The following is a 22,649-nucleotide window of genomic DNA, read 5'->3' on the forward strand; positions in this document are numbered from 1 at the left end:
GGCAGCGGCATGGACATCGTGCAACCACCCCGCCAGCGTCGGGCCGCCAAGCCCAGCGGGCCCCGGCGTGGCCTCATCATCGTGCACACCGGCCACGGCAAGGGCAAAAGCACCGCCGCCTTTGGTCTCGCCCTGCGTGCCCACGGCCGCGGCAAAGCGGTACACATTTTCCAGTTCATGAAAGTGCCCAGCGCCCGCTTCGGCGAGCACCGGGTGTTCGAGCGCCTGGGCATCCCGATCGAGGGCCTGGGGGACGGCTTCAGTTGGAAAAGCCGCGACCTGGAGCGCTCGGCGGCGCTGGCCCGGCAAGGTTGGGCGCGCGCCGAGGCGATGATCCGGGCCGGTCACCACTTCATGGTGGTGCTGGACGAGATCATGTACCCCCTGCGCTACGGTTGGATTGAACTGGAGCACGTGCTGGCGTGCCTGCGCCAGCGACCCAGCCATGTCACCGTGGTGCTGACGGGACGCGACGCGCCGGACGCGTTGATCGCCGTGGCCGACACGGTCACCGAGATGGTCAAACGCAAACACCATTACGATGCCGGCGTGCCCGCGCAGCGCGGCATCGAAGATTGACCCCTGCTGTAGCCAACCACCACCATGATCAGTGAAGCGACCGTGTCCAAGCCCCTTCCACCCTCGCACGACCGCGGGCCAGCCTCCGCCCAACCCGCCCGGTGGAGCGTTCGCGAGGTGCAGGCTTTGCTGGACTTGCCCTTGCCCGAGTTGTTGTACCAGGCCCAAACCGTGCACCGCCAACACCACGACCCCACCGCGATGGAGTTGGCGACCCTGCTGTCGATCAAGACCGGCGGGTGCCCGGAAGACTGCGCCTACTGCCCACAGTCGGTGCACCACGACACGGGGGTCAAGGCGACCAAGTTGATGACGCCCGAGGATGTGCGTGCCGCCGTGCGTCAGGCGCGGGAGGCCGGCGCGCACCGCTTTTGCATGGGGGCCGCGTGGCGTGCGCCGAACGACCGCGATCTGGACAAGGTGGTCGAGCTGGTGCGGGTCGTCAAAGAGGAGGGGCTGCAAGCGTGCTGCACGTTGGGCATGCTGACGGCGCAGCAGGCGCAGCGGCTGGCGCAGGTGGGGCTGGACTACTACAACCACAACCTGGACACGGCGCCGGAACTGTACGGGCACATCATCACCACGCGCGACTACGAAGACCGGCTGCAAACACTGCGCCATGTGCGCGAGGCGGGCATCCGGGTGTGCTGCGGCGGCATCGTCGGCATGGGTGAATCGCGTGCCGGGCGCGCGGCCTTGATCGCGCAACTGGCCAACCTGGAGCCCTACCCGGAGTCGGTGCCGATCAACCAACTGGTCAAAGTGGCAGGCACCCCCTTGGCGGACCAGCCTGATTTGGACCCGCTGGAGTTTGTGCGCACGGTGGCGGTGGCCCGCATCACGATGCCCAAGGCCAAGGTGCGCCTGTCGGCGGGGCGCCGCTCCATGGACGAGTCCACCCAGGTGCTGTGCTTTGTGGCCGGCGCCAATTCCATCTTCTACGGCGACAAGCTGCTGGTGACGGGCAACGCCGACGTGGAAGCGGACCGCGCGCTGCTGCAGCGCCTGGGCATGCGCACCCACGCGGCGCACGCCTGACGCCACGGGAGCTCACGGGTGTGGTTGGAGCTTGACACCACGGTGCTGGCCGCAGCGACGCTGGTGGCGTTGGCGCTGGACCGCGGGCTGGGTGAGCCCCCGGCGCGCGTGCACCCGGTGGTCTGGATGGGCCGGCTGCTGGAGGCGCTGGGTCGACGCATCGCGCCCCCGGCCGGCCAAGCGGCGCGGCGCCCGGCGCTGACCGTGGCGGCCGGGGCGTTGGCGTGGCTGGCGGGGGCGGCCGTCGTCGTGGCGCTGGCGTGGTGGGGGCAGCGCTGGGCGCAGCAAGCGCCCGCCTGGGTGCAAGCCATCGTGCTGGGTGTGGCGCTCAAGCCGATGTTGGCGTGGCGCATGCTGCGCGACGAAGTGGCTGCGGTGGAGGCGGCCCTGGCGCGGGGCCTCGAGGCGGCGCGGGATCGCTTGTCGCGGCTGGTCAGCCGAGAGACGCGCGCGCTCGACGCGGCCCAGGTGCGCCAAGCGGCGCTGTCGACGCTGGCGGAAAATGTCAACGATTCGGTGGTGGCGCCGCTGCTGTGGTGGTGGGTGGCGGGGCTGCCCGGCGCGGCGTTGTACCGCTGGGCCAACACCGCCGACGCGATGTGGGGCTACCGCGGCGCGCACGGCGGTCGGGACTGGACCTACGCCGGTCGCTGGGCGGCGCGTGCCGACGACGTGTTGTCGTGGTGGCCGGCGCGCCTGAGCGCGGTGTTGCTGGCGCTGTCGGCCCGGCGCTGGCCGGGGTGGTCGGCGTTGCGGCGCGAAGCAGCCCGCACCCCGTCGCCCAACGGCGGCTGGCCCATGGGCGCGTTGGCGCTGCTGTTGGGCGTGCGGCTGGACAAGCCAGGCGTGTACGCGCTGAACCCGGCTGCGCGCGCGCCTGCGGCGGAGGACGTGCCGCAAGCGTTGCGCTGGGCCGAGCGGGCCGTGGCGTGGTGGGGTGTGGCCGCTGCGGCGCTGCTGGCCTTGGCGCTGATGAGGGAGGTACGATGAGCACGGCCCCCGGGGGGAACGAGCGCGAACACGGCGGCACCGACGCCGGGCCGCCCGTGGTGTGGGATTTTTCCACCAACGCCAACGCGTGCGGGCCGGCCCCCCAGGCGCTTGCGCGTGTGCGCGCTGCGGCGCACGGCCGCTACCCTGATCCCGTCTACACCGAGCTGCGCGCGGCCCTGGCCCGCTGGCACGGGGTCGAGCCCGAACGCATCGTGGTGGCCGCCAGCGCCAGCGAGGCCATCATGCGGCTGAGCGCGTGGTGCGCGCGGCAGGGCTGGCGGCGGGTTTGGCTGCCCCGCCACGGTTATGGCGAGTACCGGCACGCGGCCCATGTCTGGGGCTTGTGCACGGTGGACGATCCGGTGCAGGCGCACCTGGCATGGTTATGCGAGCCCAACAGCCCGCTGGGGCAGGACGAGTCCCCAGAGACGGTGATGCGTGTGCTGGCGCGGCCGTGCCCGGTGGTGGTGGCAGACCTGGCGTACGCCCCGCTGCGGCTGCAAGGACGCGCCGTGCTGGACGACGGGGTGCGCCGGCATCTCTGGCAGTTGTGGTCGCCCAACAAAGCGTTGGGTCTGACCGGCGTGCGAGCCGCGTACCTGGTCGCCCCGGCGCATGTGGCGCAAGACGCGCTGGCGGCGCTGCAGGCGCTGGCGCCGTCGTGGCCGTTGGGCGCCGATGGGGTGGCGCTGCTGCACGCCTGGGTGCAACCTGACGTGCAGCGCTGGCTGCAGGCCACGCTGCCGACGCTGGCGCAGTGGCGCCAAGCGCTGGTGGATGGCTTGCGTCACCGCGGCTGGCAGGTGCTGGACAGTGTCGCGCCGTTCGTGTGCGCGCGGCCGTCTCGCCCACCTGAGGTCGGCCGGCTGCGCGCGGCCGGTATCAAGCTGCGTGACGCCACGTCGTTTGGGCTGCCCGGCTGGTGGCGGTTGAGCGCGCAACCGCCGCAGGCGCTGGAGGCGTTGTGGCAGGCGCTGGACGAAGACGGCCGGCCACACGTGGCGCTGCATCGCCCCCGCCGAGTGGGTGACGTGCCCGCTGCGGAGGTCAGCCGATGAAGGCGCGCTGCGTGATGGTGCTGGGCACCAGCAGTGGCGCTGGCAAGAGCTGGCTGGTCACGGCCTTGTGCCGTTTGTACGCCCGCCGCGGCCTGCGCGTGGCGCCGTTCAAGGCGCAAAACATGAGCAACAACGCCCGCGTGGTGGCCCACCCCGACGGTGGCGAAGGCGAAATCGGCAGCGCGCAGTATTTTCAGGCGCTGGCCGCAGGGGTGGAGCCCGACGTGCGCATGAACCCGGTGCTGCTCAAGCCCGAAGCCGACACCCGCAGCCAGGTGGTGTGTCTGGGGCGTGTCGATGCCGCGTTGTCCGCCCAGCCGTGGCGCCAGCGCAGCGCACGGCTGTGGCCGCTGGCCGCGCAAGCGCTGGATGCGCTGCGCGCCGAGCACGACGTCATCGTCATCGAAGGCGCTGGCTCGCCAGCGGAAATCAACCTACACGACAGCGACTACGTCAACCTGGGCACCGCACGGCACAGCGCGGCGCGCTGCTGGCTGGTGGCGGACATCGACCGCGGCGGCGCGCTGGCGCACCTGTACGGCACCTGGGCGCTGCTGCCCGAAGACGTGCGCGGCCAACTGCGCGGGTTTGTGCTGAACAAGTTCCGCGGCGACGCCGCGCTGCTGAGCCCAGGCCCCGAGCGGCTGCACGCGCTCACCGGCGTGCCAACGGTGGGCACGCTGCCCCTGCTGCGGGGCCACGGTTTGCCCGAAGAGGACGGTGTGTTCGACGACCGCACCCACGCCGCCGGTGCCGTGCACACCACGGTGGCGGTGGTGGCCTACCCACGCATCAGCAACCTGGACGAGTTTCAACCGCTGTGCAACGTGGCGGGCCTGCGGCTGGTGTGGGCGCGCACCCCGGCGCAGTGCGTGGGGGCCGACTGGATCATCCTGCCCGGCTCCAAAGCCACCGCGGCTGACCTGGCCTGGCTGCGCGCCCAGGGGTTGGATGCGGCCATTGCCGCGCACGCGGCGCACGGCGGCCGCGTGCTGGGCATCTGCGGCGGCCTGCAAATGCTGGGCGAGGCGCTCGTCGATCCGCACGGCGTCGATGGCAACGCGGCGGGGCTGGGCCTGTTGCCGTTGGTCACCTGCTTCGAGCCGCGCAAAACCGTGCGCCGCCGCCGCGTCACGCTGGCGCCGTGCCCCGGCCCCTGGGCGGCGCTGGGGGGGCTCACCGTGCAGGGCTACGAAATCCACCACGGCCACACCGTGCAACACCCGGCGTTGGCGGCGCGCGGCGAACTCGCGCGTGAGCTCAGCCCCGGCGTGGCGTGGGCCAACCCCGCCGGCAACGTGCTAGGCGTGTACCTGCACGGCCTGCTGGAAGACCCCGGGGCATTGCGAGCGCTGTTTGGCGCCCGTGCGCGCCCCTGGGACGAGGTGTTCGACACCCTGGCCAACCACGTGCAAGCCCATCTAACCCCCGGGGCGCTGGACGCGCTGCTGAACCCCTGAACCCAACACCGAAGGAGGCCAACCCCGATGAGCACCACCCTCAACCCCGACACGCTGCCGGCGATGCCCGACCTGCACGACGCCGCCTTGGCCGCACGGCTGCAAGCGTTGCTGGACAACAAAACCAAGCCGCAGGGTTCGCTTGGCGCCCTGGAGACGTTGGCACTGCGCTTGGGGCTGATCCTGGGCACCGAGGCGCCACTGCTGCGCGAGCCACAACTCGTGGTGTTTGCCGCCGACCACGGGCTGGCGGCGCACGGCGTCTCGGCCTACCCCAGCGACGTGACGTGGCAGATGGTGGAAAACTTCCTCGCCGGCGGCGCCGCGGTCAGCGTGCTGGCGCGCCAGCACGGCCTGGCCTTGACGGTGGTGGACTGCGGCGTGCGCCACAGCTTTGGTCACCGCACTGGCCTGATCGACGCCAAGGTCGCCTGGGGCAGCGCCGACGCGCTGCAGGGACCCGCGATGACCGAAGCCCAATGCGCCCAGGCGTTGGCCAACGGCGCCGCCCTGGTGCAGCGCTTGCCGGGCAACGCGCTGCTGCTGGGCGAGATGGGCATCGGCAACACATCGGCTGCCTCGCTGCTGATGAGCCGGCTCACGGGCCTGGACATCGCCGACTGCGTGGGAGCGGGCACCGGGCTGGATGCCGCCGGCGTGCAGCGCAAGATCGAGGTGCTGCGCGCGGTGCTGCAGCGCCACAGCGGCGCCCAGACGCCGCTGCAGGCGCTGGCCGCGCTGGGCGGGTTGGAGATCGCCACGATGGTCGGGGCGGTGCTGCAAGCCGGCGCCGAGCGGCGGGTCATCGTCGTCGACGGCTTCATCACCACCGCGGCGGTGTTGGTGGCGGCCAAGCTGCGCCCGCACGTGCTGCAGCGCTGCGTTTTTGCCCACCGGGGCGCGGAGCGTGGGCATGCGTTGCTGCTGGCCCACCTGCAGGCCGAACCCTTGCTGGCCCTGGGGCTGCGGCTGGGCGAAGGCTCGGGGGCGGCGCTGGCGTGGCCGTTGCTCGTGTCGGCCTGCGCCATCGTGCGCGAGATGGCCAGCTTCGACGACGCTGGCGTGGCCCGGCGCAGCGCCACGGCCCCAGTCACAGGCTGAGAGCGCCACGGCATGGAGACCTTGCTGCGCGGTGTACGCCACGCGTTGCTGGCGCTGCAATTTTTCACCCGCGTGCCGGTGACGGGGCGCCTGGCGGCCTGGGTGGGGTACTCGCCAGCGATGCTGCGCGCCAGCGCGGCCTACTTTCCGCTGGTGGGGGCGGTGGTGGGGGCGCTGGCCGCGGCGGTGCTGGCCTGGGCGCCGGCGTGGCTGCCGGACCAGCCCGCGCGGGCCTGGGTGGTGGCCGTGTTGGCCTGCGCCGCCACCGTGTGGCTGACCGGCGCGTTTCACGAAGACGGCTGGGCCGACACCTGCGACGCGCTGGGTGGCGTGGTGCCGCGCGAGCGGGCGCTGGCCATCATGAAGGATTCGCGCATCGGCAGCTACGCCGCCGTCGGGGTGGCGTTGCTGCTGATGCTCAAGGTCGGGCTGCTGGCGCTGTTGCTGCAAACCCACGCGACGCTGGCCCCGGCGCTGGCGTGGGCGGCGCATGGGGTGTCGCGCTACGCCCCGCTGTGGGTGATGCGCACGCTGCCCTACGTCGGCGACACCGACGGCTGCAAGGCCAAACCGCTGGCCGACGCCATCGATGGGCGCTCGCTGGCGCTGGCCAGCGCCTGGACGGCGGCGTTGGTGCTGGCGTTGCTGGCATGGCGGCCGCTGGCGCCGGCGGCGTGGTGCGGGGCGCTGTTGTTGGCGCTGCTGGCGGGCTGGCGCCTGCGGGCGTGGCTGGCGCGGCGCTTGCAGGGCTTCACCGGCGACACCCTAGGGGCCACGCAGCAGGTGGTGGAAGCGGCGTTTTTGCTTGGCGCGTGCATGGGGTTGGCGACCCAGGTGGGGTGAGGCATGCGCCTGTGGTTGGTGCGCCACGCAGCGCCCGAGGTGGCCCCAGGGGTGTGCTACGGCCGCTGGGATGTGCCCGCCGAGCGGGGAGCCACCGCGGCAGCGGCCGAGGCGCTGCGCCGCGCTTTGCCGCCCCGGTGGACGGGTTGGCACTCGCGCCTGCAACGTGCGCGTGCGCTGGCCCAGGCGCTGGGTGCGCCGCCACACGGGGCGTGGCGTTGCGATGAACGGCTGGATGAGCTCGACTTTGGCGCGTGGGAAGGCCAGCGCTGGGACGACATCGGTGCGGCCGCGTTGGACGCCTGGGTGGCGAACTTTGCCCACCATCGCCCCGGCGCCGGGGAGTCGGTGACCGACCTGCTGCGGCGTGTGCACGCCGCGCTGGGCGAGCTGCACACCCGGCATCTCGGCGGCGACGTCGTCTGGATCACCCACGCGGGCGTGATACGGGCCGTGCAGTGGCTGCTGGAGCATGGGCCCGCCGCGCTGGCGCGCGCCGACCAATGGCCGGCGCATGCGCCGGGGTGGGGGCAGTGGCGTGTCGTGGCGCTGCCGGCTCTCGGTGTTTTCCCTTAGAAAAGGGGTGAAACCCAGTTTCGTTCAGCAGGCTGTAAGTTTGCACCGCAACAGTGCGACCTGACGCATCGCCACCGGTGATGCGATCGGGGCGGCCGCGGCCGCCGGTTCGCAACAACCATCCGAGGAGCATCCATGTCCCTGAACGACAACGCCCGGGCCTATTGGTCCGCGACGCTGGGGCTGCTGACCAAAGTGCTGGTCATCTGGTTCCTGGTGTCGTATGGCGCCGGCATCATCTTTGCCGACGCGCTCAACAGCATCAAACTGGGGGGCTACCCGCTGGGCTTTTGGTTTGCCCAGCAGGGTTCCATTTACGTGTTCATCGCGTTGATCTTCTGGTACGCGGCGCAGATGCGCAAGATCGACGCCAAGTTCGGCATGGCCGAAGACTGACGCGGAGCACCACGACATGAGCCTGCAACTTTGGACCTACCTCGTCGTCGGGGCCACGTTCGCGCTGTACATCGGCATCGCCGTGTGGGCGCGCGCGGGCAGCACCTCCGACTTTTACGTCGCTGGCGGGGGCGTGCACCCCGTGACCAACGGCATGGCCACCGCCGCCGACTGGATGAGCGCGGCGTCGTTCATCTCGATGGCCGGCCTCATCTCCAACATGGGCTACGGCGGCGCCGTGTTCCTGATGGGCTGGACCGGCGGCTACGTGCTGCTGGCGTGCTTGCTGGCGCCGTACCTGCGCAAGTTTGGCAAGTTCACGGTGCCCGAGTTCATCGGTGACCGTTATTACTCCCAGACCGCGCGCAACGTCGGTGTGATCTGCCTGCTGGTGGCCTCGATCACCTACATCATCGGGCAGATGACCGGGGTGGGCGTGACGTTCTCGCGCTTCTTGGGCGTGTCCAGCGAGACCGGCATTTACATCGGCCAAGCGATCGTGTTTGCTTACGCGGTGTTCGGCGGCATGAAGGGCATCACCTACACCCAGGTGGCGCAGTACATCGTGCTGATCCTGGCCTACCTGGTGCCGGCGCTGTTCATCTCGCTGGCGCTCACCGGCAACGTGCTGCCGCAGCTGGGTCTGGGCTCGAATTTGGCGGGCACCGACGTGGCGTTGCTGGCCAAGCTCGACCAGGTGCTCAACGACCTGGGCTTTGGTGCCTACACCACGTCGGTGGCGGGCAGCAAGCTCAACATGTTCTTCTACACCGTGTCGCTGATGATCGGCACCGCGGGCTTGCCGCACGTGATCGTGCGCTTCTTCACCGTGCCCAAGGTGGCTGATGCACGCGCGTCGGCTGGCTGGGCGCTGGTGTTCATCGCGCTGCTGTACACCACCGCGCCGGCGGTGGGGGCGATGGCGCGCCTGAACCTGATCGGCACCGTTAACACCGCGGTGGGCGTGGAGCCTGACCCGGCCGGCGGCGTGCGCGTCAACGCCGATAAAGTCAAGGCCAACGCCGATCTGCTGGCGCCCGAGGCGGCCTTGCCGTACGAACAGCGCCCCGAGTGGTTCAAGCGTTGGGAAAAGACCGGCCTGCTCAAGTTCGAAGACAAGAACGGCGACGGCCGCATTCAGTTCTACAACGACAAGACCAAAAACGAAGCGATCAAGGCCAAGGCGGAAGCCGCGGGCCTCAAGGGCAACGAGCTCACCGTCAACGCTGACATCATCGTGCTGGCCAACCCTGAAATCGCGCTGCTGCCCAACTGGGTGATCGCGCTGGTGGCGGCGGGCGGCCTGGCGGCGGCGTTGTCCACCGCGGCGGGCTTGCTGATGGCCATCTCGTCGGCCATCTCGCACGACCTCATCAAGGGGGCTATCAACCCGAACATCAGTGAGAAAAACGAACTGCTGGCCGGCAAGATCGCGATGGTGTTCGCCATCATCGTGTCGGGCTACCTGGGTCTGAACCCGCCGGGCTTCGCCGCCGGTACGGTGGCGCTGGCCTTCGGGATCGCCGCCTCGACGATCTTCCCGGCGCTGATGATGGGCATCTTCAGCAAGAAGGTGACCGGCTCCGGTGCGGTGGCGGGTATGCTGGCCGGCCTGTTCGTGACGCTGTTCTACGTGTTCGCGCACAAGGGCATCTTCTTCGTCAAGGGTACGGAGTACCTGGACCTGATCGGTGGCGCCAACAGCTTCTTTGGCATCACGCCTGAAGCCTTTGGCACCGTGGGCGCGATCGTCAACTTCATCGTGGCGTTCGCGGTCAGCGCGGTGTCCAAGCCGGTGCCGGCCCACATCCAGGACCTGGTCGAATCGGTGCGCGTGCCCAAGGGCGCGGGCGCGGCGGTCGGCCACTGACCCCTGGGCAAGGGGCGGGGCATGGCTGGCCCCGCTCCTTGCGTGACCGCGCGGCGCGGTGCCACGAGCGCCGCCGCAGCTTTCAACGGCCCCGTCCCTTGCCGGCGGGGCCTTTCGCTTGTAGGATGGACCGTGATGATCAGCGTTTACCCGATCAAGATTCTGTTTTTTCTGGTGTTGTTTCCGGTGGCCTTTTTTTGGCTGCGCCGCGCCTGGCGCATCGCCGTGCGGCGTGATTTTTCCGAGGTTGCGCTGCGCAAGGGTGAACCGCCGGCGAATGCAGCGCGCTGGGCACCGTACGAGCTCGCGCTCAACCTCGTCGCCGGCGGGGTGCTGGTGGGCGTGATCGTGTCGGTGTTGATGGGGTGGCTGGCCTACGAGGAATGGGTGGCCATCGCGGGGTCCACGCTGTGGGTGAAGATTTTTCTGTCGTTCGCGCTGGGCCGCCACGCGCACGGCATCGGTCTGGGGCGGCGCGTGGGGCGCGGCAAGCCCGCGGTTTGATCGCCGGGGTGGCGCTGTGCGTCAGCGCCACCGTGGCCGGGCAGACCGTGGAGTCGCCGTTGCCGGCGCCCGTCTGGCACGATGAGCCGCCGCAAAGGGCGCGCTGGCTGCACGATGCCTGGCAGGCCGAGCAGCGGCATGACCGTACCCAGGCGGCGGCGTGGTATTGCTTGGCCGCGCGTCACGGCAGCCTGGAAGCCCAACACCGCCTGGGTCGCTTGTTGTTGGAGCATGGGCAAACGCAGCACCGGCAGGAGGGCATCGCGCTGCTGGCCCAAGCGGCTGCCCTGGGGCACCACCGGGCGGCGCAGGATCTGCTGGCCCTGCAGGGCACCCAGGTGCTGCAGGCGCAGCAGCCGGCGTGCCTGACCGGCGGGGCGGCGCCGGTGTTGGAGCACGTGACCGCGGCGCCGGACGCCACCCCCAGACCTGTGCCCCATGAGGAGGTCGAGCGCTACGTGGCCGAACTGCCCATGCACAAACGGCGCCACGCGCGCCTGATTCAACGCTTGGCACCGAGTTACGCGGTGGACCCGCGGCTGGCGTTGGCGATCGCCCGCGCGGAGTCCGATTTCGACCCGAGCGCGGTGTCGCCGCGCAACGCCCGCGGGCTGATGCAACTGGTGCCAGGCACGGCCGAGCGTTTCGGGGTGCGCGATGCCTTGCACCCGGAGCAAAACGTGCGCGGCGGCCTGAGCTACCTGCGCTGGTTGCTGCAGCGCTTCGACGATGACGTCGCCCTGGTCAGCGCCGCCTACAACGCTGGCGAAGGCGCGGTGGAGCGCTACGGCCACGTCCCCCCGTACGCCGAGACCCGCACCTATGTGCAGCGGGTGTTGCAGTTTTACCGCGCGCCCCGCCACGTCGCGCCTGCCACCCCTTAGCGGCGTCTCAGCGCCCGCCGTGGATCTGCTCCAGATCCTGCCGGATGATGGTGGCGATTTCTTCGATCGATTTGTGCGTGGTGGACAGCACACGAACGCCGGCGCGGCGCATCAGCGCTTCGGCCTCGCGCACCTCGTAGCGGCAGTTTTCCAAGCTGGCGTAGCGCGAGTGAGGGCGGCGCTCGTGGCGGATTTCGCTCAGCCGCTGCGGGTCGATCGTCAGCCCGAACAGCTTTTTCTTGTGCGGCAGCAGCGCCGGCGGCAGTTGGCGGCGCTCGAAGTCTTCCGGGATCAGCGGGTAGTTGGCCGCTTTGAGGCCAAACTGCAGCGCCAGGTACAGCGAGGTGGGCGTTTTGCCGCTGCGGCTGACGCCGATCAGGATGACGTCGGACTTTTCCAGGTTGTCGTTGGTCTGGCCGTCGTCGTGCTCCAGCGTGAAATTGATCGCCTCGATGCGGTCGTGGTACTCACGGCTTTTGGTGACGTCGGAAAAGCGCCCGACGCGGTGGTTGGACTTCATGCCCAGCTCGTGCTCCAGCGGCGCGATGAAGGTGCCGAACATGTCGATCAGCATGCCCTGGCAGTGCTGTTGCAGCACCTGCAGCACCTCCATGTTGACCACGGTGGTGAACACCAGCGGCCGCGTGCCATCGACGGCGGCGGCGTGGTTGATCTGGCGCACCGCCTGGTGGGCCTTGTCGGCGTTGTCGACGAACGGCAGACGCACCCGCTTGGGGCGGATTTCGAACTGCCGCAGCAGCGCGTCGGCGAACGTCTCGGCGGTGATGCCGGTGCCGTCGGACACGAAAAAAACACTGCGGTTGGCGTGGCTGGTCATGGTGGCAAAGGGCTTGCGAGGGCTGGGCGCGGCGGGGTGGCCGACTACAATCACGCCATTATCGCGGCAGCGGGCGCGAGCTTGGCGCACGCCCATGGCGTGCCCGGCGCCCCCGCGGCGGCCGACACGACAACAACGACAACCCCGACCACGCCGCACCGCGACCCCGGTTTTCCAACCATCGAGGAGTGTTCATCATGTCCAACCGTTTCCCCGCTGACGCGCTGGTGGTGCCGTTCGAGCAACTGCGCATGGCCGACGTCGAAATCGTCGGTGGCAAAAACGCCAGCCTGGGCGAAATGATTTCGCAGCTGCCGCAAGGGGTGCGCGTGCCCACGGGCTTTGCCACGACGGCGCACGCGTTTCGTGAGTTCCTCAAGCACGGCGGCTTGGACGAGCGCATCCACGCCAAGCTGGCGGCGCTGGATGCCGACGACGTCAAGGCGCTGGCGGCCACCGGCGCCGAGATCCGCGCCATGGTCGAGGCGCAGCCGTTCCCGCCCGCGCTCGAAGCCGCCATCCGCGAGGCCTACGCCAAGCTCGACGGCGGCCTCAACGCCAGCTACGCGGTGCGCTCGTCTGCGACGGCCGAAGACCTGCCCGACGCGTCGTTCGCGGGTCAGCAGGAGACCTTCCTCAACGTCGTGGGCATCGAGCACATCCTGCACAAGATCAAGGAGGTGTTCGCCAGCCTGTACAACGACCGTGCGATCAGCTACCGCGTGCACAAGGGCTTTGCGCACAGCGAGGTGGCGTTGTCGGCCGGTGTGCAGCGCATGGTGCGCTCGGACCTGGGCGCCTCGGGGGTGATGTTCACGATCGACACCGAAAGCGGCTTTGAGGACGTGGTGTTCATCACCGCCAGCTACGGCTTGGGCGAAACCGTCGTGCAAGGCGCCGTCAACCCCGACGAGTTCTACGTGCACAAGCCCATGCTCAAGGCGGGCAAACAGGCCATCATCCGGCGCACGCTGGGCAGCAAGCTGATCCAGATGGTGTTTGCCAGCGACGAGGACAAGGCCGCCGGCGGCAAGCTGGTCAAAACGGTGGACGTGCCGCCCGAGCAGCGCAACCGCTACTGCTTGTCCGACGCCGAGGTGCTGGAGCTGGCCCGCTACGCGCTGGTCATCGAGCAACACTACGGGCGTCCGATGGACATCGAGTGGGGCAAGGACGGCGTGGACGGCCAGATCTACATCCTGCAGGCCCGCCCCGAGACGGTCAAAAGCCAGGCCAGCGGCCAGGTGGAGCTGCGCTACAAGCTCAAGGCCAAGGGGCCGTTGCTGGCGCAGGGCCGCGCCATCGGCCAAAAAATCGGCACCGGCAAGGTGCGCATCGTGCACTCGATCGCCGAGATGGACAAGGTGCAGCCGGGCGACGTGCTGGTCACCGACATGACCGACCCCAACTGGGAGCCGATCATGAAGCGCGCCAGCGCCATCGTCACCAACCGTGGCGGGCGCACGTGCCACGCGGCCATCATCGCGCGCGAGCTGGGCATCCCGGCCGTGGTGGGCTGCGGCAACGCCACCGAGACGCTCAAGGACGGGCAGTTGGTCACCGTCAGCTGCGCCGAGGGCGACACCGGCCACATTTACGAAGGGCTGCTCGAGACCGAGGTGACCGAGGTGCAGCGCGGCGCCATGCCCGAGCTGCCGGTCAAGATCATGATGAACGTGGGCAACCCGCAACTGGCGTTCGACTTTGCCCAGATCCCCAACGGCGGCGTGGGGCTGGCGCGGCTGGAGTTCATCATCAACAACAACATCGGCGTGCACCCCAAGGCGATCCTGGACTACCCCAACGTCGACGCCGACCTCAAGCGCGCGGTGGAGTCGGCCGCGCGCGGCCACGCCAGCCCGCGCGCCTTTTACGTCGACAAGGTGGCCGAAGGCGTGGCCACCATCGCCGCCGCGTTCTGGCCCAAGCCCGTCATCGTGCGGCTGAGCGACTTCAAGAGCAACGAGTACCGCAAACTGATCGGCGGCAGCCGCTACGAGCCCGACGAAGAAAACCCGATGCTGGGTTTCCGCGGTGCGGCGCGCTACATCAGCGACGACTTCGCCGAGGCGTTTGCGATGGAGGTCGAGGCCCTCAAGCGCGTGCGGTTGGACATGGGGCTGACCAACGTGCAGGTGATGGTGCCGTTCGTGCGCACGCTGGCGCAGGCCCAGCGCGTCACCGAGCTGCTGGCCTCGATGGGGCTCAAGCGCGGCGAGCACGATCTCAAGCTCATCATGATGTGCGAAATCCCGAGCAACGCCATCCTGGCCGAGCAGTTTTTGCAGCATTTCGACGGCTTCTCGATCGGCTCCAACGACCTCACGCAGCTCACGCTGGGTCTGGATCGCGACTCGGGCCTGGAGCTGCTGGCGCACGACTTCGACGAGCGTGATCCGGCCGTGTTGGCCTTGATCGAGCGCGCCATCGAGGCCTGCCGGGCGCAGGGCAAGTACATCGGCATCTGCGGGCAAGGCCCCAGCGACCACCCCGACTTCGCCCGCTGGCTGATGGACAAGGGCATCAGCTCGATCTCGCTCAACCCTGACACCGTGGTGGACACCTGGCACCGCTTGGCCAAGGGTTGATCGCCAAGGCGCCTGGCCCATGGACCGCCCCCGCGACGCCACCTCCCGCGCCCCTGTGACGGCGCGCTTGTGGGCGCTGTGGGCGGCTGGGGTGATGGCGTTCAATTTTCCGCTGCTCGGGGTGTGGGCAACGCTGGCCGACGAAGCCGGGCTGCCCGCCCCGTGGGCGGTGGCGACGTTTGGCGTCTGGGCGGTGCTGATCGCCGTGCTGGGGTGGTGGATGGAGCGCGCGCCCGACTGATGCGGCCGGCGCGCACGACGCAAGGGCTTGTCGGCCATGTCCACCGCCATCGTCGCCAGCGCCGCCTTCGCGTACCTGGGGTTGTTGTTTGCGGTGGCGCACTGGGCCGACGCGCGCGCACGCAGCGGGCGCTCGCCCACGCGCAGCGCGTGGGTGTACGCGCTGTCGTTGGCGGTGTACTGCACCGCGTGGACCTATTTCGGCAGCGTCGGGCGGGCCGCCAGCGGTGGGCTGTGGTTTTTGCCGATTTACCTCGGCCCCACGCTGGCCATGGTGCTGGGCTGGGTGGTGCTGCGCCGCATCGTGCGCATCGCGCGCCAGCAGCGCATCACCACCATCGCCGATTTCATCGCCAACCGCTACGGCAAAAGCCCGCTGCTGGCCGGCGCCGTCACCCTGATCACCGTGGTGGGCATCGTGCCCTACATCGCGCTGCAGATCAAAGGTATCGCGGTGGCCACCGCGGTGGTCACCGGGCAGCCCCTGCACGTGGCGCAGGCGCAGGCGTGGTGGCGCGACAGCACGCTGTACCTGGCGCTGGGGCTGGCGGCGTTCACCATCGTGTTTGGGGTGCGGCACTGGGACGGCACCGAGCGCCACGCCGGCATGGTGACGGCCATCGCGCTGGAGTCGCTGGTCAAGCTGGTGGCCTTTGTGGCGGCCGGCGTGGCCGTGACATGGGGGTTGTTCGGCGGTCCGACCGACTTGCTGCGGCGGGCGCAGGCGGTGCCGGAATTGGCGCGCCTGCTGGCGTTGGGTGACCCAGGGGCGTTCGCCTGGTCGAGCTGGGCGGCGCTGACGTTGCTGGCGGGCCTGTCGGTGCTGCTGCTGCCACGGCAGTTTCAGGTCATGGTGGTGGAGCTGGAGGATGAGCGCCACCTGCGCCGCGCGGCGTGGGTGTTTCCGCTGTACCTGTGGCTGATCAACCTGTTCGTGCTGCCCCTGGCGCTGGCCGGCCTGCTGCTGTGGGGGCCGCAGGCCGCCGGGCAGGCCGAGCTGTTCGTGCTGCGCCTGCCGCAAACCATGGGGTTGGAGGCCCTGGTGCTGCTCGTGTACTTGGGGGGGCTGTCGGCCGCCACCGGCATGGTCATCGTGGAGTCGATCGCGGTGGCCACGATGGTGTGCAACGACCTGGTGCTGCCGTGGTGGCTGCGCCACCGCAGCGTCACGCAGGCCGACGGTGATCTGCGGCGGGCGGTGCTGCGCATCCGGCGCGGCGCCATCGTGCTGGTGCTGTTGCTGGGCTACGGGTACTACCGCGTCGCGGGCGATGCCTACGCGTTGGTCAGCATCGGCCTCATCAGCTTTGCGGCGGTGGCGCAGTTTGCGCCAGCCCTGTTCGGTGGCTTGCTGTGGCGCGGCGCCAGCCACGCCGGGGCGCTGGCCGGGTTGCTCGGGGGGTTTGCCGTGTGGGCCTACACGCTGATGTTGCCGTCGTTGGCCCAATCGGGCTGGCTGCCCCGCGGGTGGGTGGACCAGGGCCTGTTCGGCTGGGCGTTGCTGCGGCCCGAGGCGTTGCTGGGGTTGCAGGGGTTCGATGGCCTGACCCACGGGCTGTTTTGGAGCCTGCTGGTCAACGTGGCGCTGTACGTCGGCGTGTCGTTGGCGCGCCCGCCGGGGGTGGCCGAGACCGCGCAAGCCATGCTGTACACCCAGCCACGCGGTGCCCACGGCGACGACGGCGACAGCCTGCCGGTGCTGTGGCGCGGGCAGGCCACACTGCCGGCGCTGCGGGCGTTGTTGGTGCGGGTGCTGGGGGCCGAACAGGCCCAGGCGCGGCTGGCCGAGCAGGCCCGCCAGCGCGGCGTGCCGTTGGCGGGGCTGGAAGCCGACGCGGCGTTGGTGCAATGGGTCGAAACCCAGTTGGCCGGCACGGTGGGCAGCGCTTCGGCGCGCCGCCTGGTCGCCTCGGTGGTGCACGAGCAGCCGTTGCCCTTGGACGACGTGCTCGACTTGTTGCAAGAAACCAGCCGCTTGAAGGCCCTGTCGCGCTCGTTGGAGCAGGCCACCCGGCAGTTGCAAGCCGCCAACGCGCGGCTGCAGGAGCTCGACCGGCTCAAGGACGACTTCATGTCATCGGTGACGCACGAGCTGCGCACGCCGCTGACGTCGATTCGGGCGCTGGCCGAAATCCTGCGCGACGAGCCGGGGCTGCCCGATGAGCAGCGTCGGCAGTTTCTGGGTGTCATCGTCGATGAGGCGCAGCGGCTGTCGCGTCTGGTCAACCAGGTGCTGGACCTGGCCAAGATCGAGGCCGGGCGTGCCGATTGGGCCAACGCCGAGGTGGATCTGGTGCAGCTCGTCCACCATGCTGCCGCCGCCGCTGACCCGTTGCTGCAGGCGCGCCACGCCAGGCTGGAGCTGCGCACCGCGCTGCCGCAAGCGGTGGTGCACGCCGACCCCGACCGGCTGCAGCAGGTGCTGCTCAACCTGCTGTCCAACGCCGCGCGTTTCGTCCCTGACGACGGCACCGGCTGGGTGCAGGTGCGCGTTGAGCCTGGGGGCAAGGCCGAGCGCGCCTGGGTGCGGGTGGCGGTGCTCGACAACGGCCCTGGCGTGCCGCCCGACGAACGCGAGACGATTTTCGAGCGCTTTCATCAAGGCAAGGCGGCCCGTGGCGGCACGGGCCTGGGCTTGCCGATCAGCCGCCGCATCGTCGAGCACCTGGGTGGGCGGCTGTGGCTGGATGCCGACGCCGGCCCCGGGGCGTGCTTCATCATCGAGCTGCCGCTGTTGGCGCCACGTCAGACGGCCGACGTACACTAAAGCGCGGTGAAGCGGCGCCCGCAGCGTCACCACTTCAGGAGACAACCACCATGGTCGCCCCGCGCGTGCTGATCGTCGACGACGAACCCAACATCTTGCTGCCCCTGGAGTTTTTGATGCGGCGCGAGGGCTACGAGGTGCGCTGCGCGCACGACGGCGAAGAGGGTTGGCAGGCCGTGCAGCAGTGGCGGCCGGATCTGGTGTTGCTGGACGTGATGATGCCGCGGCGCGACGGCTTTGAGGTCTGCGGGCTGATTCGCAGCGACCCCGCGTTGGCGTCGGTGCGCGTGGTGATGCTGACCGCGAAGGGACGCGACAGCGACGTCGCCCGCGGTTTGGCGTTGGGGGCCGACGCCTACCTGACCAAACCGTTTGCCACCGCCGACCTGGTGCAGCGCGTGCGTGAGCTGCTGGAGACGCCGCGATGAAACGGCGGGTCGATCGCCGCCTGTGGTGGCTGCTGGCCGGGGCCGCGGCGGTGTCGCTGGCCTGGCTGGGGGTGACCGTCGGATTGATCGCCGTCACGCTGGAGCCGGAGGCGCGCCAGCGCATGCTGGAGCTGCTGGGCGACCGTTGGGGTTTTGTGCTGCTGATGTGGCTGCTCGGGATGGCGGCGATCGGCTGGGGGCTGCAGCGCGCCTTCGACGTCGGCGTGCACCCCTGGCGGCGTCTGGCCGAAGAAGCGGCCGTGCTGCTGACCGCCGACCCACCCCCGACGCTGCGCGAGCGCGGACCGGCCGACGTGCGCCGGGTGGCGCACCTGTTCAACGAGCTGGTGCGGCAGCGCGAGCGCTGGCGACGCGAGGTGGACGAGCGCGTGCGCGCCGCCGCGCGCGACATCGAGCAAGAAAAGCGCCGCCTGGCCGCGCTGATGGCCGAGCTGACGCAAAGCGTCATCGTCTGCAACCTGGATGGCCGCGTGCTGCTGTACAACAACCGCGCCCGGTTGCAGGTGCGTGCGTTGTCGCAAGCGCCGCAGGGGTTGGGCGGCGCCGAGCTGCTGGGGTTGGGCCGCTCGATTTACACCGTGCTGGACCGCGCCGTGCTCGCCCACGCGCTGGACGAGCTGCGCCAGCGCCTGCGCAAGGGGGCGGCGCAGCCCAGCACCCAGTTCGTCACCGCCACGCGGGGCGGGCAGTTGCTGCGCGTGCAGGTGGCCCCCGTGCGGCTGGTCGAAGAGGAGGGCCGCCCGCGCGACACCGACCCCGCGGCCATGGCGGGGTTCGTGCTGGTGCTGGACAACATCACGCGCGAATACGAGCAGGCCGCGCAGCAGCAACGCCTGTGGGCCAACTTGACCGAGGCGGCGCGCCGCGCGGTCGGCAACGTGCGCGCGGCCGTCGAGGTGCTGCAGCTGCCCGACGCCGACGCGGCGCTGCGCGAGCGGCTGCTGGCCGTGATCCGTGACGAGGTGGTGGCGCTGGGCGACCGCCTGCACGAGGTCGCGCGCGAAGGGCTGGCCGACACGACGGCGCACGCCCCGTTGGAGGACATGCTGGGGGCCGACGTGCTGGCCGTGCTGCAACGCCGCCTGGCCGAAGTGCCGGGCGTACAGATCGACGTGCGCGAGCCCGACCCGGCGTGCTGGCTGCGGGTGGAAAGCCTGGGCCTGGCCCACGCGTTGCAGCGCTTCGTGCAGCGCCTGGCGCAGGACGGCGGGGTGGAGCGCGTGGCGCTGAGGCTGGCACCAGCCTCCGGGGTAGGGGCGGCGGTGCGCGTGACGTTGGAGTTGGCGTGGCCCACCGTGCACGCCAGCGCCGCGCGCTGCCAGGGGTGGGTGGACAGCGACGCCGAGGGCAGCGCCCACGGGGCTGTGCGTGAGGTGGCCCAGCGCCATGGCGGCGACGCCTGGGTGCAAGACGACCCGGCCCAAGGGCAGACCTGTTTGCGGCTGTTGCTGCCGTCCGCGGCACCGACCGCCAGCGTCGAAGCGCAACCCGCAGCGCGCGTCGAAAGCCGCCCGGAGTTCTACGACTTCGACCTGTTTCGCGTCAGCCCGGCGGCGCGCGCGTGGGACGATGTGCCGCTGACCGAGCTGGCCTACACCGTGTTCGACACCGAAACCACCGGCCTCAACCCGTCCGACGGTGACGAAATCATCCAGATCGGCGCCACGCGCATCGTCAACGGGCGCTTGTTGCGCCACGAAAGTTTCGAGCAGCTCGTCGACCCGCGCCGCCCCATCCCGCGCGCCTCGATCCCGATCCACGGCATCACGCCCGAGATGGTGCGTGGCCAGCCTGACATCACGCAGGTGCTGCCGGCGTTCCACGCGTTTGCCCGCGACACCGTGCTGGTGGCGCACAACGCAGCGTTCGACATGCGGTTTTTGCAGCTCAAGGAACGCCTCGTGGGGGTCAGCTTCGACCAGCCGGTGCTGGACACCTTGCTGCTGTCGGCGGTGGTGCATCCGGAGCAACCCTCGCACAGCCTGGACGAGATCGCCGCGCGCTTTGGCATCGCCGTGCTGGGCCGCCACACCGCGCTGGGCGATGCGCTGGTGACGGCCGAGGTGTTTTTGCGCCTCATCCCGCTGCTGGCGCAGCAGGGCATCGTCACCCTGGGCCAGGCGCGCCAGGCGGCCGAGCGCACCTACTACGCCCGGCTGACGTACTGAGGCGGGCGTTGCCCGTTTTCCGTTGCCCGTTTTCAACAGCCAGCGGCTGCCGGTGCCGCATCACCAGGGCCAACGGTCGCTGACGCTCAGTCCGTCGACGGGGACTCATCGCCCGGGGTTGGCGCGGCATCGGGCACGGCGTCGAGCCATTGGTCGAACGCCGCTTCGCTGCCCCTTTGCTGCCGCTCGCGGAAGTAGGCTTGCGTCTTGAGGGCGGAGATCTTTTCGGCGATCGCGGTCAGAAACAGCTGATTCATCGACACGTGCTCCTCCTGCGCCAGTTGTTTGGCGTAGGCCATCAACGAGTCGGGTAAGCGAAGCGCGTATTGGGCCATTTCAAAGGTCCTCGTGCCAAGACGATACCAACTGCCGCGGTGCCAGCAGCGGCAAAGCAAACCGCTTGGCCGCTGCGGCAAAGTCAGCCACGTTGTGGGTGACCAACGCATCGGCGCGGCCATTGAGCGCGGTTTCCAGCACCATTTCGTCACTTGGGTCGGGCAGCTGGGGACGCCACAAGTAATGCAGGGTCACCGGCTCGATAAAAAGCGACAACGCATCCAAAAACGTATCGACCGGCACGGCACGAAACGCCGCTTCATGCGCACACCGCTTGAGCACCGCTTCGTACTCCAACATCAACGGTACAGACGCCAACGGACGCAACCGACGCTGCCGCACGGCGTGTAACAGCGCGAAAGACGCGCCATGACGGCTGCGACTGGCTGCAACCAGGACATTCGTGTCGAGGACGATCCTGGCGATCATATTGTCCATGATATCGCCAGAGACGCCAAGCCCTTGGCGTGTTCGCGCTAGAAGCGCCCGGCCAGGTAGCGTTTTTCCAGCACCCCTTGCAACGCCTTGACGACCGCGAAGGCGTCCTTGAGGTGGCGCTGCTCCAGGGCGGACAGTTCGTCCGGGCGCAAAAAATTGTCGGCCGGCTGTCCGGCTTCGAGCCGGCGCGCCTGGTGCTGCACGCGCAGCGTGGTCAAAAACTCCAGCGCATCGAGCAGGTCGCGCACCCGCTCGCGGGTGATTTCACCGCTGTCGGCGCTGTGCAACAGGCGCTCGCGGGTGTTGACGGCACCGATGCCGCCGGCCAGGGCGTAGACACGCGCCAGGTCGATGATCGGCACGATGCCGCTGTGCTTGAGGTCGATGGTGCCGTCGTGCTCGCCGCCGCGGATGGTTTGCAAGTTGCCCAGCCAGTTCAGCGGCGGTGTGTGGGTGAGTGCGTTGGACACCATGTGCGCCAGAAAAATGCGCTGCTTGGGCGTGCGTGCCAGCACCTCGGCCCGCAGCGTGTCCAGCAGCGCACGCTCGCCGGCGACGAAGCGTTGGTCGAAAAAGACGCACGTCAACATCAACGCCTTGGGGTCGGGCGTCTCGATCCAACGCATGAAGTACTCGCGCCAACGGCTCCACGGCTGGCGCCACATCGGGGTCAGCGCCATCATCTCGCCTGGGCAGTATACGTAGCCGCAGGCGTTGAGACCGTCGCACACAAACCGCGCCAGCGCCTCGAAGTAGGCCCCATGGTGCGCCGCGTCGTAGGCGTCGTCCAGCACCAGGCAGTTGTCCTGGTCGCTTTGGGCGGTTTGTTCGTTGCGGCCCTGTGAGCCGGCCGCCACCCACGCCCACGGCACCGGCGCCGGCCCCAATGCCCGTTCGGCCAGTTGCAGCAGCCGGGTGGTGATGGCGTCGGTCATGGCCGACACCAGGCGCCCCGTGGCGTGCGCGCTGGTGCCGGCGGCGGCCAACTGGCGCTGCAGCGCGGGGACGCGCGCCGCCACCGCCTGCAGCTCGGCCACGCTGTCTTGCTGGTAAATGGCTTGGGCCAGCACCACCGCCGAGTCGCTTTGCCGCTGCTGCAGGTCGCTGCTGGAGATCAGGCCGACCACGCGGGCGCCGTCGGTGACGGGCACGTGATGGATGTTGAGGCGCGCCATCAGCAGCAGCGCATCGAAGGCCGCGTCGCCGATGTCGACCGTTTGCACTGCGGTGGTGGCCACCTCGATGACCGGCCGCTGGGGGTCGAGCCCCGCGGCCAGCACGCGGTTGCGCAGGTCGCGGTCGGTCACGATGCCGCGCAGCGTGTCGCCGTCGGTGACCAGCACCGACGACACGTTGTGCTCGCGCATCGTCTGCGCCGCCGCGCGCACCGGCAGCTCGGGGGGCACGCAGATGGGCGCGCGGCGCAGCAGCGAACGCACCGGCGTCGAGGTCAGGGTCAGCGTGTCATCGAGACAGGTTGGCGGCTCGGGCATGGCGGGGCATCGGATCGGGTTGGCGCTAAG

General features: G+C 69.7%; 21 protein-coding genes. 17 read left to right on the forward strand and 4 right to left on the reverse strand.

Annotated features, from left to right (window positions below):
* Nucleotides 1-9: 9 nt before the first annotated feature.
* The 12 genes from cobO (at nucleotide 10) to EDC36_RS01075 (ending at nucleotide 11,302) form a co-directional block, all read left to right on the forward strand.
* The gene (cobO, locus tag EDC36_RS01020; protein ID WP_132961388.1) at nucleotides 10-579 is read left to right on the forward strand and encodes a cob(I)yrinic acid a,c-diamide adenosyltransferase; all 570 of its coding nucleotides are present in this window, start codon (nucleotides 10-12) and stop codon (nucleotides 577-579) included.
* 24 nt (nucleotides 580-603) lie between these two features.
* The gene (gene bioB / locus EDC36_RS01025) at nucleotides 604-1,617 is read left to right on the forward strand and encodes a biotin synthase BioB (RefSeq protein ID WP_132961389.1); all 1,014 of its coding nucleotides are present in this window, start codon (nucleotides 604-606) and stop codon (nucleotides 1,615-1,617) included.
* 18 nt (nucleotides 1,618-1,635) lie between these two features.
* Nucleotides 1,636-2,607: an adenosylcobinamide-phosphate synthase CbiB gene (gene cbiB / locus EDC36_RS01030; RefSeq protein ID WP_132961390.1), complete on the forward strand. Its 972-nt coding sequence runs from the start codon at nucleotides 1,636-1,638 to the stop codon at nucleotides 2,605-2,607.
* Nucleotides 2,604-3,668 (forward strand): aminotransferase class I/II-fold pyridoxal phosphate-dependent enzyme, encoded by a 1,065-nt coding sequence (locus EDC36_RS01035; RefSeq protein ID WP_132961391.1) that lies wholly within the window; start codon nucleotides 2,604-2,606, stop codon nucleotides 3,666-3,668. The genes cbiB and EDC36_RS01035 overlap by 4 nt, the downstream gene beginning before the upstream one ends.
* Nucleotides 3,665-5,128, forward strand: coding sequence for a cobyric acid synthase (locus EDC36_RS01040; RefSeq protein ID WP_132961392.1), 1,464 nt, complete (start codon nucleotides 3,665-3,667; stop codon nucleotides 5,126-5,128). Before EDC36_RS01035 ends, EDC36_RS01040 begins: the two co-directional genes overlap by 4 nt.
* 27 nt (nucleotides 5,129-5,155) lie before the next feature.
* Nucleotides 5,156-6,229, forward strand: a complete 1,074-nt coding sequence (gene cobT / locus EDC36_RS01045) for a nicotinate-nucleotide--dimethylbenzimidazole phosphoribosyltransferase (protein WP_132961393.1) — start codon at nucleotides 5,156-5,158, stop codon at nucleotides 6,227-6,229.
* Nucleotides 6,230-6,241: 12 nt separating this feature from the next.
* The gene (gene cobS, locus EDC36_RS01050) at nucleotides 6,242-7,072 is read left to right on the forward strand and encodes an adenosylcobinamide-GDP ribazoletransferase (protein WP_243646409.1); all 831 of its coding nucleotides are present in this window, start codon (nucleotides 6,242-6,244) and stop codon (nucleotides 7,070-7,072) included.
* A gap of 3 nt (nucleotides 7,073-7,075) precedes the next feature.
* Nucleotides 7,076-7,648 (forward strand): histidine phosphatase family protein, encoded by a 573-nt coding sequence (locus tag EDC36_RS01055; RefSeq protein ID WP_132961394.1) that lies wholly within the window; start codon nucleotides 7,076-7,078, stop codon nucleotides 7,646-7,648.
* A gap of 135 nt (nucleotides 7,649-7,783) precedes the next feature.
* Nucleotides 7,784-8,044 (forward strand): DUF4212 domain-containing protein, encoded by a 261-nt coding sequence (locus EDC36_RS01060; RefSeq protein ID WP_185969571.1) that lies wholly within the window; start codon nucleotides 7,784-7,786, stop codon nucleotides 8,042-8,044.
* A 16-nt stretch (nucleotides 8,045-8,060) separates the two neighbouring features.
* Complete coding sequence (locus tag EDC36_RS01065) at nucleotides 8,061-9,914, forward strand: sodium:solute symporter family protein (RefSeq protein WP_132961395.1); 1,854 nt, start codon at nucleotides 8,061-8,063, stop codon at nucleotides 9,912-9,914.
* A 135-nt stretch (nucleotides 9,915-10,049) separates the two neighbouring features.
* Complete coding sequence (locus EDC36_RS01070; protein ID WP_132961396.1) at nucleotides 10,050-10,418, forward strand: hypothetical protein; 369 nt, start codon at nucleotides 10,050-10,052, stop codon at nucleotides 10,416-10,418.
* An 8-nt stretch (nucleotides 10,419-10,426) separates the two neighbouring features.
* Nucleotides 10,427-11,302: a lytic transglycosylase domain-containing protein gene (locus EDC36_RS01075; RefSeq protein ID WP_165902778.1), complete on the forward strand. Its 876-nt coding sequence runs from the start codon at nucleotides 10,427-10,429 to the stop codon at nucleotides 11,300-11,302.
* A 7-nt stretch (nucleotides 11,303-11,309) separates the two neighbouring features.
* Here EDC36_RS01075 and ppsR read toward each other — a convergent pair whose 3' ends face one another.
* Nucleotides 11,310-12,140, reverse strand: coding sequence for a posphoenolpyruvate synthetase regulatory kinase/phosphorylase PpsR (gene ppsR, locus EDC36_RS01080; protein ID WP_132961398.1), 831 nt, complete (start codon nucleotides 12,138-12,140; stop codon nucleotides 11,310-11,312).
* A gap of 197 nt (nucleotides 12,141-12,337) precedes the next feature.
* On the opposite strand from ppsR, the gene ppsA reads away from it, so the two are divergent.
* Genes ppsA through EDC36_RS01105 form a run of 5 tightly spaced genes read left to right on the forward strand, consistent with a single transcriptional unit; the run spans nucleotide 12,338 to nucleotide 20,352 of the window.
* A complete protein-coding gene (ppsA, locus tag EDC36_RS01085; protein ID WP_132961399.1) occupies nucleotides 12,338-14,728 on the forward strand; it encodes a phosphoenolpyruvate synthase in 2,391 nt (796 codons plus the stop codon).
* Between the two features lie 19 nt (nucleotides 14,729-14,747).
* Entirely contained in the window at nucleotides 14,748-14,969 is a 222-nt protein-coding gene (locus tag EDC36_RS01090; protein WP_132961400.1) for a hypothetical protein, read from the forward strand.
* Nucleotides 14,970-15,005: 36 nt separating this feature from the next.
* The gene (locus EDC36_RS01095; RefSeq protein WP_132961401.1) at nucleotides 15,006-17,735 is read left to right on the forward strand and encodes an ATP-binding protein; all 2,730 of its coding nucleotides are present in this window, start codon (nucleotides 15,006-15,008) and stop codon (nucleotides 17,733-17,735) included.
* A 50-nt stretch (nucleotides 17,736-17,785) separates the two neighbouring features.
* On the forward strand, nucleotides 17,786-18,163 hold the full coding sequence (locus EDC36_RS01100) for a response regulator transcription factor (RefSeq protein ID WP_132961402.1): 378 nt from the start codon (nucleotides 17,786-17,788) through the stop codon (nucleotides 18,161-18,163).
* On the forward strand, nucleotides 18,160-20,352 hold the full coding sequence (locus tag EDC36_RS01105; protein WP_132961403.1) for a 3'-5' exonuclease: 2,193 nt from the start codon (nucleotides 18,160-18,162) through the stop codon (nucleotides 20,350-20,352). The genes EDC36_RS01100 and EDC36_RS01105 overlap by 4 nt, the downstream gene beginning before the upstream one ends.
* 86 nt (nucleotides 20,353-20,438) lie before the next feature.
* Here the strand turns inward: EDC36_RS01105 and EDC36_RS01110 are convergent, their stop codons facing one another.
* The 3 genes from EDC36_RS01110 to EDC36_RS01120 are packed head-to-tail and all read right to left on the reverse strand — an operon-like array spanning nucleotide 20,439 to nucleotide 22,619.
* On the reverse strand, nucleotides 20,439-20,687 hold the full coding sequence (locus tag EDC36_RS01110) for a hypothetical protein (protein ID WP_132961404.1): 249 nt from the start codon (nucleotides 20,685-20,687) through the stop codon (nucleotides 20,439-20,441).
* Between the two features lies 1 nt (nucleotide 20,688).
* A complete protein-coding gene (locus EDC36_RS01115) occupies nucleotides 20,689-21,126 on the reverse strand; it encodes a putative toxin-antitoxin system toxin component, PIN family (protein ID WP_132961405.1) in 438 nt (145 codons plus the stop codon).
* Between the two features lie 38 nt (nucleotides 21,127-21,164).
* Entirely contained in the window at nucleotides 21,165-22,619 is a 1,455-nt protein-coding gene (locus EDC36_RS01120; protein ID WP_132961406.1) for a DUF294 nucleotidyltransferase-like domain-containing protein, read from the reverse strand.
* Between the last annotated feature and the right edge of the window lie 30 nt (nucleotides 22,620-22,649).

Source organism: Tepidimonas ignava (assembly GCF_004342625.1).
Lineage (GTDB): Bacteria > Pseudomonadota > Gammaproteobacteria > Burkholderiales > Burkholderiaceae_C > Tepidimonas > Tepidimonas ignava.